Below are 15279 nucleotides of genomic sequence, written 5' to 3'. Positions count from 1 at the left end.
GCTCGCGGGAACGGAAGGTGGCGGGATGGAGACTGCGCCGGTCGTCGCGGGTGTGGACGGCTCCGCGGAAAGCCTCGACGCGGTCGCGTCCGCCGCGCGCGAGGCGCGGCTGCGCGGGTGCCGGCTGCGGGTGGTGCACGCGTTCGTCTGGCCGGCCCTCGGCGCCTACCCCGCCGTCGCCGCACTGCTGCCGGGGGACGACGAGCTGCGCCGGGAGGCGGACAGGATCGTCGACGACGCCGTGGCGCACGCCCGCACGGCGGAGCCGGACGTCACGGCCGACGGGGTCGTCGTGACCGGCGAGATCATGCCGGTCCTGCTCAAGGAGACCGAGACCGCGCAGCTGGCGGTGGTCGCCACCCGCGGACTCGGCGCCTTCGCGCGGCTGCTCGCGGGCTCCACGGCGGTCCGCCTGTGCGCGTACGGCCACTGCCCCGTGCTGGTCGTACGGGCCGGCGGGCGCGGTACCGGCGGTCCGGTGCTGCTGGCGGTCGACGGCTCCCCGGCCGGCGCCGCCGCCGTCGACTTCGCCTTCGCCGAGGCGGCCCGCCGGGACGTCGGCCTCGTCGCCGTCCACGTGTGGAGCGCCTGGACCACCCTGCGCCCGCGCCCCGAGGACCCGGCCCGGCCCGCCGCGGAACGGCCCGGCACGCCGGCCGAGGAGGGCGACCGCGTCCTCAGCGCGGCGCTGGCGCCGGCCGCGCGGAAGTACCCGGACGTGCCGGTCGAACGCACCCCCGTCGAGGGGCCGGTCCGGGAGCTGCTCATCGAGGCCAGCAAGGACGCCGGCCTGCTCGTCACCGGCGCCCGCGGCCACGGCGGCTTCGCCGGGCTGCTGCTCGGCTCGGTCAGCCACGCACTCCTGCAGCACGCACACTGCCCGGTCGCCGTCGTGCGCGCCCCCGACGAGCGCCCCTGACCCGGAAAGGGCACCATGCACACCTCGCTCACCCCCACGGCGCTCGCGGAGCTGCGCGAGCGGCGCCCGTACCCGGCCGTGTCCCTCACGCTGCCCACGCACCGCCGCTCGCCCGACAACGCCCAGGACGCCGTACGGCTGCGCAACGTGCTGGCCGAGGCCGAGCGGCAGCTCGAACAGGACCCCGGCGTGACCCGCGCGGCCCGCGAGGAGATCCGCGGGCAGCTCGCCGCCGCGGTCGACGAGACCGACCTCGTCCACGCGCTGGACGGCCTCGTCATCTTCGCCACCGTGGGCGAGCACCACGTGTACGCGCTCCCGCGCGCCGTCCCCGAACGGGTCGTGCTGGCCGACTCCTTCCTCACCCGCAACCTGGTCGCGGCCTACGCCGCGCAGCGCCCGTACTGGGTGCTGTCCCTCGCCGCCGACCGCGTCACCCTGTGGAGCGGCTCCGGCCGGCACGTCACCGAGTCCGCCGCCGACGGCTTCCCGATGACCCGCAGCCCGGCGAACCCGGACGTGGAGCGGGAGGAGCGGATCGGGGACACGCCCAGCACGTTCAACGACGAGGAGGTCCGCCACTTCCTGCGGGACGCCGACGCGGCGCTGCGCGACGTCCTCGCCGAGGACCCGCGGCCCCTCTACGCCACCGGCGAGGACGCCGCCCTCGCGCTGCTCGCCGACGCCGGCACCGCCGCCGCGACCGCCCTGCACATCCGCCACGGCGGCCTGGCCCAGGGCCCCCCGGACGCGGTCGTACGGGCCGTGGCCCCCGCCCTGGCGGCGGAGGCGCGCCGGGAGACCGGCGCGGCGATCGAGGCGCTGGACGAAGCCCGGGGCCGCCGGGCCTTCGCGGGCGGCGTGGACGAGGTGTGGGCGAAGGTCTCCGACGCCCGCATCCACCGCCTGGTCGTCGAGGAGAACTACCGCGTCACCGTGCGGTCGACGGACGACGACCACCTCGTCCCCGCCGAGGACGACGACCCGCGGGCGCGCGCCGACATCGTCGACGAGATCGTCGAGAAGGCCCTCGACACCGGCGCGGAGGTCACCTTCGTCCCCGACGACGCCCTCGCGGACAACGGCCGCATCGCCGCCGTTCTGCGCTACTGAGCCGCCGAGCGATGACTTCCGGTGCGCCGCGCCGTCGTACAGGATGACCGCACACGGCGGGGCACACCCAGCCGGATACCGACGTACCAGGAGATTTCCATCATGCGTACTCTGATCAGCACCGCCTTCGTCTCCCTCGACGGCGTCGTGGAGGCCCCGGGCGGCGAGCCCGGCTACCGCAACTCCGGCTGGACCTTCAAGGAGGTCGAGTTCCTCCCCGAGGCGTACGAGATCAAGGGCCGGGAGCAGGAGGAGGCCGGCGCGCTGATGATGGGCCGGGTCAGCTACGAGGCCTTCAGCCCCGTGTGGCCGGGCATGGAGGAGTTCGCCAGGTACAAGGTCATGCCGAAGTACGTCGTCTCCACCACCCTCGCCGAGGACGACCTCGTCGACGACTGGGGCGACATCACCATCCTGCGCTCGATGGACGACGTCGCCGCGCTGAAGGAGACCGACGGCGACCCGATCATCGTGCACGGCAGCGCCGACCTGAACCACAGCCTCTCCGACGCCGGCCTGATCGACCGCTACCACCTGCTGGTCTTCCCGCTGCTGCTGGGCGCCGGCAAGCGGCTGTTCAGCGACACCTCCAAGGACACCCAGAAGCTGAAGCTGGTCGAGCACGAGGTGTACCCCAACGGCCTGCAGAAGAACGTCTTCGACGTGGTCCGCTGACACGCTCGTCACACCCCTGCTACGCCAGCAGCGCGTCGCCCCGGCCCGTCCGCGCGTACAGCACGCTGCGCCCGGTGCGGTGGCCGCGTACCAGCCCCGCGGCGGCGAGCTTGTGGAGCTGGACCGAGACCCCGCCCGCGGCGAGCCCGGTGCGCCGGGACAGCTCGTCGGTGGTGGCGGGGGTGTCGAGGAGCAGCAGCAGCCGCGCCCGGGTCGCGCCGAGCGCGGCGGCCAGGTCCGGCCGGGCGCCGGCCTCCGCCCCCCACAGCGCGGCGACGCCGCGGACCGGGTAGCGGAGGACCGGCGTCCAGGGCTCGCTGGTCTTCACCCAGACGCGCGGCCAGGCGAACGCCGACGGTACGAGCACGAGCCCGCGGCCGTCGAGCACCCGCCGGCGCGGTCCTGCGGGGCCCGCCCGGTTCGCGACGCTGAGGGTGCCGGAGCCGGCGTGCGCCTGCCAGGTCAGGTCGCCGTGGATGCCGCCGAACATCGCGGCGGGCCCCCGCTCCGTGAGCGTACGGGCCCGGTGGTGGATGTCGGACTCCAGCAGCCCGCGGATCCGGGGCCACGCGGGCGCCAGCGCCCGCTCCCAGTACGCCCGCAGGTCCCGTACGGCCGCCGTCAGCTCGCGCCGCGGCGCCCGCAGCATCGGCGCCAGCGCCCGCGGCACGCCGTCCGGGAACACCCCGCGCAGATCCCGCCGCACCACGTCCGCACGCGTGCCCGCGACCAGCCTCAGCTCGTCGTCGACGGTCGCCAGCGGCGAGGCGGGGGTGGGCGCGAGGAAGCCGGGCAGGTGGTCGCGGGGTCCGGCGGTCAGCGCCCGGGTGCGGACCGCCTCCGGCCCGGTGGAGCGCAGCAGCGGGTCGTCGCGGTGCTCGGTGAGCCAGGGCATGTGGATGCCGCCGTACGCGGCCGGCGCGTGCAGCGCGCGGATGCTCGCCAGCAGCTCCCAGGCAGGGGAGATCGCCCAGCGCAGCAGGCCGAGGTCGGCGGCGCCGAGGGTGAGGACGATCGTCGTACGGGGCACGGTGGATTCACTCTAGCGTGAATCCGTTGTGATCCCCGGAGCCGCGTGCCGAAGCTGTCCGCCGTGACGAGCGATGACGTGGTGACGAGCACAGACGCGGCGGCGGGCGTCGACGACAGCGGGCGGCGCGACCGGCGCCGGTACCTGACGGCGTCGGGAGTGGCCCTGTGGGGCGCCCAGTTCGGGCAGATCGCGATCCCGCTGGCGGCGGTGACGACGCTGCACGCGGGCACGACGGGCACGTCCGTCCTCAAGACGACGCTGACGCTGCCGTTCGTCGTGCTCGGCCTGCCGGTCGGCGCCTGGCTGGACCGCGTACGCCGCCGCCCGGTGATGATCCGCGCGGACCTCGTACGGGCCCTGGCGCTGGCCACCGTACCGGCGGCGCACTGGGCCGGCCGGCTGACGATGCCGCACCTGTGGGCGGTGGTGCTCGTCGTCGGGGTGGCGACCGTGTTCTTCGACCTCGGCACCCAGAGCTACGTCAAGGACCTCGTCCCCCCGGCCCGGCTCGCCGCGGTCAACGGCCGGCTGGCCACCGTCACCCAGACCGCACTGGTCTGCGGCCCGCCCCTGGCCGGCTGGGCCGCCGGACTCCTCTCCGCCCCGACCGTCCTCGCGGCCACGGCCGCGGGCTACGCCTGGTCCGCACTCTGGCTCTCCCGCATCCGCGGCGCCGAGCACGCCGGGGGCGCCGAGCGCGCGGTGTCCGCCGCGCCGCCGCCGCGGCGCCGGCTGCGGCACGAGATCGCCGAGGGCGCCCGGTTCGTCTGGGGGCAACCGGTGCTGCGCGCGGTGCTGCTGGCGGGCTGCCTGGTCAACGTCGGCGTCGCCGCGACGACCACGCTGCTCCCCGTACTCACCCTCACGACCCTGCACTGGACCGAAGCCGAACTCGGCCTCTTCCTCGGCACCGGCGGACTGGGCGGCCTCGCCGGCGCCCTCACGGCGGTCCCCCTCACCCGCCGCCTCCACGCCGGCCGCGCGGTCCTGCTCATCGGCGCGGCCGTGGCCCCCCTGGCCCTCACCTTCCCCTTCCTCGGCGCCCCGGTCCCGGGCTGGCTGGCAGCGGCGGGCTGGGCGCTGGTGATGTACAAGGTCGGCTTCGACTCCGTCGTGATGATGACCTTCCGCCAACAGGTCACCCCGCCCCACCTGATGGGCCGCGTCAACGGCACGATGCGCGTCCTCTTCACGGCAGCGGTGGCCCTCGGCGGCGCCACGGCGGGCCTGGGCGCGGCGGTCGGCACCCGCTGGATCCTCACCACCGCGGCCCTGGCCCTGGCAGCCGTCTGGATCCCGATCGCGTTCTCCCCCGTACGCGCCGCAGCGTCCTTGGACGCTGCGGCGTGACGCGCGACGGGTGTGTCAGAGTTCGACGGCCCGGGCGTAGGCGACGAAGTCCGCCCAGGCGGCGGGGGACAGGGTGAGCTGACCGCCGTCCCTGTCCTTGGAGTCACGGACGTGGACGGCGTGCGGCATGATCGCCACCTCGACGCAGTTGTCGCCCTGGGTTCCGCTGTAGCTGCTCTTGAACCACTCCGGCTCAGTACTGCTCATAGCTCTCCTCGCATCTGCTCCAGCAGCTCCACGCTGGCCTCCCGGCTGAGTGCCTGAGAACTCAGCCTTGAGTAGCGCTGCTGCAGCATACCCACGTCAACCGGCCTGCTGATCAGGTTGCTTGACAGCTGCCCCTCGGAGTACCCGAGCCAACGGTGGTCTCTGGTTTCGGCGAGGTAGAGAGGGCCGTCGGGCCCAGCGTGATTCTCCTTGCGCAGCGGCATCACCAGGATCTCGATGTTGCGGCGTCGACCCCGTGAGAGCAGGTGGTCGAGGAGAGTCCGGGTGACCTCCACCCCGCCCATCCGCCGTTCCAGCAGCGCCTGTTCCAGAACGAAGCCGAAGTACGTGTTCGGCCGCTCGTCAAGGACGACTTGCCGGTCCAGCCGCCCGGCCACCTGACGCTCGATCTGCTCTTCGGTCAGGGGCGGCAGCCCGGTGTCGAGGAGCGCCCGGATGTACGGCTCAGGCTGCAGAAGCCCCGGGATGGTCCGGCATTCGTAGGCGTACAGAGTAAGAGCGTCCTCCTCGATCGACGCCCAGTGCTGGAACTTCGATGACAGGCCCACCTTCCTCGTCAGGCTCCTGCGCGTCGTCTTCAGCATCCTCGCGGCGAACTCCCCCAGAACCTCCTCCGACAGGGCGACGAGCTGCTGCGACGGAAACCGCCGTCCCTGCTCGACCCCCGCGATGGTGTACTGGGAGTACCTCATCTGCTCCGCCAACTGCTCCTGCGTCAGCCCCGCCTCTTCCCGGAGCACCTTCAGCACCGCCCCGAACGTCTTCAGGGAGTCCGACATCTCCGGTTCGCTCCCGTACAGCCCGCCGTTGCCCGCGTTCCCCATGCCCGGCCACCTCTCCTGTGCCACTGCCGGAACTCCAACCCCACAAAGAATCACGTTGAGTCACTGATTAAGTCCAGTCCGTAACCCGCCACAAGGCAGTTGTACGGGTCGCGTACGAGTCAGGAGGAAGTCGGTCGGATCAGAGTCGGGGCGTTCAATCTCCAGACCAGCGCACACCAGCCCACACAGTTACGTGACAGTCCTCAGGGCTCGCCGACGGTGCGCGCCGCGGTGCGGACCGCCTCCAGTCCCGCCGTGACGAGGGGGTGCGCGGCGCTGCCGCGGCGGACGACGGTGAGGAACCGGCGGGCGGGGGCCGGGTCGCCGAGGAGCGGGACCCGGGCGATGGGGTGCCGGGGCAGCGGCACCATGCGGGGTATGAGGCAGACGCCGAGGCCCTCGGCGACGAGGGCGGAGACCGCGTACCACTCCTTCACCTGGTGCGCGATGCGGGGTGTGAAGCCGGCGGCGGCGCAGGCGGCCGTGGTCAGGGGGTAGGTGTCGTTGCCGTGCTTTTTGACGATCCAGGGCTGGTCGGCGGCTTCCGCGAGGTGGACCCCCGCGGGGCGGGCGAGGGCGTGGTCCGCGGGGACGAGGAGGTCCTGGCGATCGGTCAGCAGCGGGGTCTGCTCGAAGCGGGGGTCGGTGACGGGCGGGGCGCTGGGGCCGGGGAGGACGAGGGTGAGGTCGACCTCGTCGGCGAGGAGCAGGCGGTAGCAGTCGGCGCTCTCCTCCTCAAGGATCAGCGGCTCCGTCAGCGGGTGCGACTCCCGCAGCCGGGCGACGGCCGGGGCGGCGAGGGCCGCCAGCGCGGAGGAGACCCCGCACAGGCGCAGGGTGCCGGTGAGGTCGGCGCGCTGCTGGGCCAGCTCCGCCTGGGCCGCCTCCCACTGCGTACGCAACGTGTCGGCGTGCCGGAGGACGACGTGTGCTGCCGGGGTCAGCCGCACCCGTCGGCCCTCCGGTCGCAGCAGCTCCACGTCCAGGTCGCGGGCGAGCATGCGGAGTTGCTGGGAGACGGCCGAGGGGGTGAGGTGCAGGGCGGCGGCGGTCGCGGTCACCGTGCCGTACTCGGCGAACGCCTGCAGGACGTGCAGCCGGTGGTCAATCATGTAGTGCAGACTAAACGTTTTCATGCAGGAACATTTGCTGGACGCGAACGGTCAGGGTGCCGAGCCTGGAGGCATGACCAAGGTTCCGGCGCCGACGCTGATGCTCGGCAGCGTGCTGAGCATCCAGTTCGGGCAGGCCCTCGGCAAGGAGCTGTCCGGCACGGTCGGCGCCGCCGGCACGGTGGCGCTGCGGCTGGGGCTGGCGGCGGTGCTCCTGCTGCTCGTGCACCGGCCGTCGCTGCCGCGCGGCCGGGCGGACGTGGCGGTCGTCCTCGGCTTCGGAACGGCCATCGCCGGGATGAACCTGATCTACCCCGCGCTGCTCCTCCTCCCTCTGGGCCTGGCCAGCGCCCTGCAACTCCTTGGCCCGATCACCCTCGCCCTGCTCGCCTCCCGCCGCCTCCGCGACGCGGGCTTCGCGGTCCTGGCGGCCTGCGGGGTCTGGCTCTTCCACATCCCGCAGGGCACGCGCTTCCCGCTCACCGGCGTGCTGCTCGCGCTGGCGGCGGGGGCGTGTATGGCCGCGTACCTGCTGCTGAGCAAGAAGGCGGGAGCCGGCGGCCCGGGCGGGGGCACGCTGGCCCTCGCGGTGACGTGGGCCGCGGTGCTGACGGTGCCCCTGGGCGTGGCGCGCGAGGGCACGCACCTGCTCGATGCCCGGGTGCTGCTCACGGGGGCGGTGGTCGCGGTGCTCTCGGCGGTCCTCCCGTACTCCCTGGAGCTGGCGGCGCTACGCCGGCTGCCGACCCGCACCGTGGGGGTTTTGACCAGCCTGGAACCGGCGAGCGCGGGCCTGGCGGGAGTGCTGGTGCTGGACGAGCACTTGGTGGCGGTGCAGTGGGCGGCCCTGGCGTGTGTGGGTGCGGCCAGCGCGGGCGCCGTGGCGGGGTCGGCCCGAAGCAAGGCGGAGGAGTCCGTGGCGCCCGGGGCGTCCCCACCACGTCCCGCTCCTCGACCAACTTGATGATCCGCACGTCGGGCGCGTCGAGCGCCGTGGGCAGCGGGACCTCAGGGGGAGGCTGGCCCTCAGGGGTGGAGGGGGGGTAACCCCTACCAAGGGCGGGGGGAACCCGGATCGTTTCGGGGCCCGGTGATCCGTAGGTTCGTGGGTGCCGCCGCAGCAGCGGTGCACACCGACCTCGGAGGACCCCGTGATTCAGCTTCCCAGCCGCCCGGCCGTCGCGGCGTTCGCCCGGTTCGTGGTCTGCGGCGGGGGTGTCGGGCTGGCCTCCAGTGGTGCGCTCGTGCTGCTCGACGGGGCCATGCCGATGGTGGTCGCCAACGCGCTGATCACGGTGGTCTCGACACTGCTGGCCACCGAGCTGCACGGGCGGGTGTCGTTCCGCAGCGAGCGCGGCGGGTGGCGCGTGCACCTGCAGTCCGCGCTGACGGTCGCCGTCTGCTACGCCTTCACCACCGCCGCCCTCCTGGCGCTGCACACGGTGCGGGCCGACCCCTCGGTCGTCGCCGAGCAGGCCGTCTACCTCGCCGCCTCGGCCCTGGCGGGCGTCGGCCGCTTCGCGGTGCTCCGCGCGGTGGTCTTCGCCGACGCCCGCCGCGCCTACCGCGTCCCGGGGCTGCCCAGGACGTCGGTGGCGATGGCCGCGTAGCGGGAGGGCTCAGCCGGCGGTGGGGGCCAGGTCTTCCTCGGGTGCGGGGTTCGGGGTCTGCTTCCCCCGGCCCGTGCCCAGGCGCAACAGCAGCGAGGCCGTCGCCAGGGCCGCCCCGAACCAGATGACGCTCGTGACTCCGACGTGGTCCGCGAACAGGCCGCCGAACAGGGCGCCGAGCGCGATGCAGGTGTTGTACGCCATGGTGTTGAGCGACATGGCGGCCTCGAAGGTCCGGGGCGCGGCGGCGAGCGTCATGTTGATCTGAGACAGCTGCACGGCACCGAAGGAGAGCCCCCACAGGACGAGCGCGAGCACGGCGCCCTGTTCCGTGCTTCCGACGCCGCGCAACAGCAGCAGGGCCGCCAGCAGACCCGTGAGCCCGACGACGAACGTGCCTCGCAGGCTCCTGTTCACCGTGTGTCCGGCGACGAAGTTCCCGACGGCGCCGCCCACGCCGAAGATGATCAGGACGGTGGTGATGAAGGCGGACGACGCGTCCGCGGTGTCCTCCAGGTACGGGCGCACGAAGGTGTACGCGCCGAAGTGCCCGAGGACGAAGAAGACGACCATGAACAGCACCGTGCGCAGCTGCCCGTTCCTGACCGGCAGGCTGAACACCTCCCGGACGGACACGGCGTTCTGCGACGGCATCGACGGGACGAGGGCCGCGACCGCGAGGAAGACCAGCACGCTGAGGCCGGCCCAGATGCCGAAGGTGGTCCGCCAGTCGGTCTGCGCCTCGATGACGGTGCCGAGGGGGATGCCGACGACCGTGGCGATGGAGATGCCGGACATCACCACCGCGGCGGCCCGGTTCGCGTGCCGTTCGGGCACGATCCGCATGGCCATGCTCACGCCGATGGCCCAGAAGACGCCGCTGGCGAACCCCATGCAGAGCCGCGTGCCCAGGATCAGGGGATAGTTCGGCGAGACGGCGGTGACCAGGTTGCCGACGGCGAGGACCGCGAGCAGCGTGGTCAGCAGCGCACGCCGGTCGACGCGCCTGGTCCAGGCGACGATGAACGGCACACCGAGGCCGGCGGCGACGCCCTGGGCGGTGACCATGAGGCCGGCGGCGCCCACGGAGATGTCCAGGCTCTCGCTCAGCGGCGTGAGCAGGCCCACGGGCATCAGCTCGGTGGTGAGGAAGACGAAGAGGCTGGCCGTGATGGCGGCGACTCCCAGCCATCCCCTGGCGGACGAGGGCGGACTCTCGGTGACCTGTGCAGGCATGGCGAAGCTCCAGCGCGGTGTGCGGGGAAGGCCTGCCGCCGCGGGAAGGCGCGTGGCCGGCGGGCCGGTGAATTCCACACCCGATACTGGTTCTCACCGATCAATGAGTCCAACACATGCTTGTCATCATATTCATCTTGATGCGAGATGGATCTTCCCCGCACAGCACAACCGCCGGGCCGCTCCCCTGCTCGGGGACCGGCCCGGCGGCTCCGGGTCAGGCGGGGGTCAGCGCAGGTCGAAGCGGTCGAGGGTCATGACCTTGTCCCACGCCGCGACGAAGTCGCGCACGAACTTCTCCTTCGCGTCGTCGCTCGCGTACACCTCCGCCAGCGCGCGCAGCTCGGAGTTGGAGCCGAAGACCAGGTCCGCCCGGGTGCCGGTCCACTTGACCGCGCCGGTGGCCGCGTCGCGGCCCTCGAAGAGCTGGCCGTCGCCGTTGGCCGAGGTCCAGGTGACGCCCATGTCGAGCAGGTTGACGAAGAAGTCGTTCGTCAGCGTGCCCGGGGCCTCGGTGAGGACGCCGTGCGGGGACTGCCGGTGGTTGGCGCCCAGGACGCGCAGGCCGCCGACGAGGACGGTCATCTCCGGGGCGCTGAGGGTGAGCAGGTTCGCGCGGTCGAGCAGCAGGTACTCGGCGGGCAGCCGGCCGTCCTTGCCCAGGTAGTTGCGGAAGCCGTCCGCGGCCGGCTCCAGCGCGGCGAACGACTCGGTGTCCGTCTGCTCCTCGGTGGCGTCCGTGCGGCCCGGGGTGAACGGGACCTCGATCTCGACGCCGGCGTCCTTGGCGGCCTTCTCGACGCCCGCGGCGCCGGCAAGGACGATCAGGTCGGCCAGCGAGATCCGCTTGCCGCCGGACTGCGCCGAGTTGAACGCCTCCTGGACGCCCTCCAGCGTGCGCAGCACGCCCGCCAGGCGGTCGGGGTCGTTGACCTCCCAGCCGCTCTGCGGCTGCAGGCGGATGCGGGCGCCGTTGGCGCCGCCGCGCTTGTCGCTGCCGCGGAACGTCGACGCGGACGCCCACGCCGTGGAGACCAGGTCGGAGACCGACAGGCCGGAGTCCAGCAGCCGGGCCTTGAGCGCCGCGACGTCCGCCGCGTCGACCAGCTCGTGGTCGACGGCCGGCACCGGGTCCTGCCAGATCAGGGTCTCGGCCGGGACCTCCGGGCCGAGGTAGCGCACCTTGGGGCCCATGTCGCGGTGGGTGAGCTTGAACCAGGCGCGGGCGAAGGCGTCCGCGAACTCCTGCGGGTTGTCCTTGAAGCGCCGCGAGATCTGCTCGTACGCCGGGTCGAAGCGCAGCGACAGGTCCGTCGTCAGCATCCGCGGCTCGTGCCGCTTGGCGGGGTCGTGGGCGTCGGGGACGGTGCCCGCGCCGGCGCCGTCCTTCGGCCGCCACTGGTTCGCGCCCGCGGGGCTCTGGAACAGCTCCCACTCGTAGCCGAAGAGGATCTCGAAGAAGCTGTTGTCCCAGGTGGTCGGGGTGCCGGTCCAGGTGACCTCAAGCCCGCTGGTGATCGCGTCGCCGCCCTTGCCGGTGCCGTGGCTGTTGGCCCAGCCCAGGCCCATGGCCTCGATCGGGGCGCCCTCGGGGTCGGGGCCGACGGCGTCGGCGGGGCCGTTGCCGTGGGTCTTGCCGAAGGTGTGGCCGCCGGCGATCAGGGCGACGGTCTCCTCGTCGTTCATCGCCATCCGGCGGAACGTCTCGCGGATGTCGCGGGCCGCGGCGACCGGGTCGGGGGTGCCGTTGGGGCCCTCGGGGTTGACGTAGATGAGGCCCATCTGGACGGCGCCGAGCGGGTTCTCCAGGTCGCGGTCGCCCGTGTAGCGGTTGTCGCCGAGCCACTCGGTCTCGGGGCCCCAGTAGACGTCCTCCTCGGCCTCCCAGACGTCGGCGCGGCCGCCGGCGAAGCCGAAGGTCTCAAAGCCCATCGACTCCAGCGCGACGTTGCCGGAGAGGATCATCAGGTCGGCCCAGGACAGGTTCTGGCCGTACTTCTGCTTCACCGGCCAGAGCAGCCGGCGGGCCTTGTCGAGGTTGCCGTTGTCCGGCCAGCTGTTCAGCGGCGCGAAGCGCTGCTGGCCGGAGCCGGCGCCGCCGCGGCCGTCGTGGATGCGGTAGGTGCCGGCGCTGTGCCAGGCCATCCGGATGATCAGCGGGCCGTAGTGGCCGAAGTCGGCCGGCCACCAGTCCTGCGAGGTCGTCAGCACCTCGGCGATGTCCCGCTTGACCGCGGCCAGGTCCAGGCTCTGGAACGCCTCGGCGTAGTCGAAGTCCTCGTCGAGGGGGTTGGAGACGTCCGGGTTCTTGGCCAGGATCTTCACGTTCAGGCGCTCGGGCCACCACTGGCGGTTGCCGCCGCCCTGCGTCGGGTGCGGCGCGCGGGTGTGCACGACGGGGCAGCCCTCCGCCCCGTCCGGGTTGGTGTCGGTGACGTGTGCATCAGGCTTGTCGGCCATGAAAATCCTTCCGGACCATGCGGTTGAGGGTGCGGTGCTCGGAGGCCGCGGGGCGGGGGAAGCGGGGAAGCGCCGGGGCAGGCGCAGGCGACCGGTGCGGTATGACCGGCTGACGCCTGGACGCGACCCTCGAACCGGGCTCCGGGCAGCCCCGGGGTTCGAAACGGCGGCGTACGCGCATGTCGGAGTCTTCGTCTCCTGCCGTACGTGGTCTTCCTGTCTCCTGTGGCTTTCGCCGACTCCGATCCTACGGTGGACACATTCTAAGTCAAGAAGCCCGCCAAGTTCGTATCGGATCGGAGTGCGGGCGAGGGCGGTATTCGGACGGCCGTCCGGCGGGCGGTTCCGCGGTCAGAGCCAGCCGTTCCGGCGGAAGCCCCGGTGGACGGCGACGCAGGCCGCCACGATGACCAGCAGGACGGCCGGGTAGCCGTACGTCCAGCGCAGCTCGGGCATGTGGTCGAAGTTCATCCCGTACACCCCGCACACCATGGTCGGGATCGCGATGATCGCCGCCCACGCCGTGATCTTCCGCATGTCCTCGTTCTGCGCGACGGTCACCTGCGCCAGATGCGCCTGGAGAATGGAGTCCAGCAGCGCGTCGTACGACGCGACCTGGTCGGTCACCCGCTGCAGGTGGTCGGCGACGTCCCGGAAGTACGCCCGTATCCCGGGCTCGATGTGCGGCAGGGAGCCGCCGGCGAGCCGCTGCAGCGGCCGGTCCAGCGGCGTGACGGCCCGCCGCAGCTCCAGCAGCTCGCGCTTGAGCTGGTAGATCCGGCCGGCGTCGCCGCCGCGGACGTTCTCGCTGAAGACGGCGGACTCCGCGTCGTCGATGTCGCGCTGCACCGCGTCGGTCACCGCGAGGTAGTCGTCGACGACGTGGTCCGCGATCGCGTGCAGCACGGCCGCCGGGCCCTGCGCCAGCTGCTCCGGCGCCGACTCCAGCGACTCGCGCAGCGGGCCGAGCGAGCCGTGCGGCCCGTGCCGGATGGTGATCACGAAGTCGGCGCCGGTGAAGACCATCAGCTCGCCGGTCCCGACCACCTCGCTGGTGGCGGTCAGCTCCGCGTGCTCGACGTAGCGGACGGTCTTGAAGACCGCGAACAGCGTGTCGTCGTACCGCTCCAGCTTGGGCCGCTGGTGCGCGTGGACGGCGTCCTCGACCGCCAGCGGATGCAGTCCGAAGAGGTCGGCGAGCCCGGCGAACTCCTCCTGCCGCGGCTCGTGCAGCCCGATCCACACGAAGCCGTCGCCGCGCCTGCGCACCTGCCGCAGCGCCTCGGCGGCCGGGCGGTTGCCCTGCTGCAGCCGGGCGCCGTCGAGGTACGACACGCAGTTCACCACCGCGCTGCCGAGCGGCGAGCGGGCGGGGTGGCTCAGGTCCACCGTGCGCCGGGGTGCCCTGCGCACCGCGTGGCGGAGGTTTCTGATCATCGACACGGCGGGCTCCTTCGGCGGACCGGGGCCAGTCTGCCACCGGTCCGCCGCGTACCCCACCGCCCGGGGCGGCGCCCGACCCGCGGGCGGGAGGGGAGCGAGGGCGCGGGTCGCGGGGGAGCGGGGTCAGTCCCCGGCCGCGCGCCCCCGGCGGCGCTGTACGTAGAGGCGGCCGTCGGGCCCGCCGGTCCACTCCAGGCGTACGACGCCGGGGACGGCGGCGTCGGCGACGCGGTCGGGGTCGGCCCAGTGGCCGACGTTGGGGTTGCGGAAGAAGGTGGCCCAGAGCCGTCCGCCGGCGTCGGCGAAGATGTTGTTGTGGCCGGCGCCGACGCCCGCGGTCCAGCGCCGGGAGTAGGGGCCCTCGAAGCGGTCGGCGACGGCGACGACGGCGTCGTACTGGTACTGCACGCGGCCGTCGCCGCGGGGCTCGTAGGCGTACCGCGTGCTGCCGTACGGGTCGAGCGAGGCCCGGTTCCAGACGGCGTGCGTCAGGAAGTACTTCCCGCGGTGCTTGAAGACGTAGGCGCCCTCCAGGTACGGCTCGGGGGAGTAGCGCGTCTGCTCGAAGCGCGGCAGGTCCGTGGCCGGGACGATGTCCTCCATGTCGTCGCGGAACCTCGCGTACAGGTCGTTGTGCAGGACCAGCCAGGCGTCGTCGCCCTCGCTGTACAGACTGCCGTCGATGTGGTGGTACGCGCCGGGCTCGATGAACGCCGGGCCGCCCCGGAACGGGTCGCCGAAGGGCTTGTCGAGGTTGCCCTCGACCAGCCGGTGCGGGCCCTCCACCCCGCCCTCGCTGACCAGCATGAACGAACCGACCAGGCGGGAGTGGTCGCCCATGCAGGCGACGATGTACCAGCGCCCGCGGAAGTAGTGCACCTCCGGCGCCCAGGCGTTGCCGCGCTTGCCGAACATGTTGTCGTGCCAGTACTCCTGCCAGGGCGCGACGACGGTGCGCCCGGGCCGGTTCTCGCCGGCGAACTCCGGCGACCACACCTTGCCGCGTTCGGCGCCGGGGCGGATGCCGGTGGTGTCCGCCAGCCGCCACGGGCCGCGCAGGGAGCGGGCCGTCCACACGAAGATCCCGTCGTTCCACGGGCTCGCGGTCTCCAGCCCGGGTACGCGGCTGGTGCCGGTGGCGACGTAGAGCGCACGGCCGCCGACGTCGAAGCAGTTGACGTAGGTGTCGCGCATCCACACACGGCCGAGCTCCTCGTCCCGGGGGCGCAACTCCAGCGGCAGCACGAAGGAGTTGTCCGCGCGCGGCCACAGGGCG

At 73.0% G+C, this 15279-nt stretch carries 14 protein-coding genes; 6 read left to right on the top strand and 8 right to left on the bottom strand.

The window, feature by feature from the left end:
* The first annotated feature begins 25 nt into the window (after positions 1-25).
* From ABD317_RS06180 to ABD317_RS06170, 3 genes are all read left to right on the top strand, one after another.
* Positions 26-919, top strand: coding sequence for a universal stress protein (locus tag ABD317_RS06180; protein ID WP_344288630.1), 894 nt, complete (start codon positions 26-28; stop codon positions 917-919).
* A 15-nt stretch (positions 920-934) separates the two neighbouring features.
* On the top strand, positions 935-2032 hold the full coding sequence (locus ABD317_RS06175; protein WP_344288628.1) for a baeRF3 domain-containing protein: 1098 nt from the start codon (positions 935-937) through the stop codon (positions 2030-2032).
* A 102-nt stretch (positions 2033-2134) separates the two neighbouring features.
* Positions 2135-2707: a dihydrofolate reductase family protein gene (locus tag ABD317_RS06170; RefSeq protein WP_344288626.1), complete on the top strand. Its 573-nt coding sequence runs from the start codon at positions 2135-2137 to the stop codon at positions 2705-2707.
* 19 nt (positions 2708-2726) lie between these two features.
* Here the strand turns inward: ABD317_RS06170 and ABD317_RS06165 are convergent, their stop codons facing one another.
* Positions 2727-3737, bottom strand: coding sequence for a DUF5937 family protein (locus ABD317_RS06165; RefSeq protein ID WP_344288623.1), 1011 nt, complete (start codon positions 3735-3737; stop codon positions 2727-2729).
* Between the two features lie 63 nt (positions 3738-3800).
* On the opposite strand from ABD317_RS06165, the gene ABD317_RS06160 reads away from it, so the two are divergent.
* Positions 3801-5090, top strand: coding sequence for an MFS transporter (locus ABD317_RS06160; protein WP_344288621.1), 1290 nt, complete (start codon positions 3801-3803; stop codon positions 5088-5090).
* 15 nt (positions 5091-5105) lie between these two features.
* Here the strand turns inward: ABD317_RS06160 and ABD317_RS06155 are convergent, their stop codons facing one another.
* The 3 genes from ABD317_RS06155 to ABD317_RS06145 all read right to left on the bottom strand — a co-directional run bounded on the left by ABD317_RS06155 (position 5106) and on the right by ABD317_RS06145 (position 7254).
* Positions 5106-5297 (bottom strand): DUF397 domain-containing protein, encoded by a 192-nt coding sequence (locus ABD317_RS06155; protein ID WP_344288619.1) that lies wholly within the window; start codon positions 5295-5297, stop codon positions 5106-5108.
* A complete protein-coding gene (locus ABD317_RS06150) occupies positions 5294-6142 on the bottom strand; it encodes a helix-turn-helix domain-containing protein (RefSeq protein WP_344288656.1) in 849 nt (282 codons plus the stop codon). Before ABD317_RS06150 ends, ABD317_RS06155 begins: the two co-directional genes overlap by 4 nt.
* Before the next feature lie 203 nt (positions 6143-6345).
* Positions 6346-7254, bottom strand: a complete 909-nt coding sequence (locus ABD317_RS06145) for a LysR family transcriptional regulator (RefSeq protein ID WP_344288617.1) — start codon at positions 7252-7254, stop codon at positions 6346-6348.
* A gap of 73 nt (positions 7255-7327) precedes the next feature.
* On the opposite strand from ABD317_RS06145, the gene ABD317_RS06140 reads away from it, so the two are divergent.
* Together ABD317_RS06140 and ABD317_RS06135 are read left to right on the top strand one after the other, a co-directional pair.
* Positions 7328-8218, top strand: a complete 891-nt coding sequence (locus tag ABD317_RS06140; RefSeq protein ID WP_344288615.1) for an EamA family transporter — start codon at positions 7328-7330, stop codon at positions 8216-8218.
* A gap of 187 nt (positions 8219-8405) precedes the next feature.
* Positions 8406-8864 (top strand): GtrA domain-containing protein, encoded by a 459-nt coding sequence (locus ABD317_RS06135; RefSeq protein WP_344288613.1) that lies wholly within the window; start codon positions 8406-8408, stop codon positions 8862-8864.
* Between the two features lie 9 nt (positions 8865-8873).
* Here the strand turns inward: ABD317_RS06135 and ABD317_RS06130 are convergent, their stop codons facing one another.
* The 4 genes from ABD317_RS06130 to ABD317_RS06115 form a co-directional block, all read right to left on the bottom strand.
* Positions 8874-10100, bottom strand: coding sequence for an MFS transporter (locus ABD317_RS06130; protein WP_344288611.1), 1227 nt, complete (start codon positions 10098-10100; stop codon positions 8874-8876).
* 228 nt (positions 10101-10328) lie between these two features.
* Positions 10329-12560 carry a catalase/peroxidase HPI gene (gene katG / locus ABD317_RS06125; RefSeq protein WP_344288609.1) on the bottom strand — a complete coding sequence of 744 codons (2232 nt, stop codon included), beginning with the start codon at positions 12558-12560 and terminating at the stop codon, positions 10329-10331.
* Positions 12561-12911: 351 nt separating this feature from the next.
* On the bottom strand, positions 12912-13997 hold the full coding sequence (locus tag ABD317_RS06120) for a magnesium and cobalt transport protein CorA (RefSeq protein WP_344288654.1): 1086 nt from the start codon (positions 13995-13997) through the stop codon (positions 12912-12914).
* 129 nt (positions 13998-14126) lie between these two features.
* On the bottom strand, positions 14127-15279 hold a 1153-nt coding region (locus ABD317_RS06115; RefSeq protein WP_344288607.1), incomplete at its 5' end, for a family 43 glycosylhydrolase.

The sequence above is a fragment of the Streptomyces synnematoformans genome, from assembly GCF_039531005.1.
GTDB classification, from domain to species: Bacteria; Actinomycetota; Actinomycetes; order Streptomycetales; family Streptomycetaceae; genus Streptomyces; species Streptomyces synnematoformans.
Note: the sequence above shows the minus strand (reverse complement) of the source record. Positions and strands in the feature narration are given on the sequence as shown.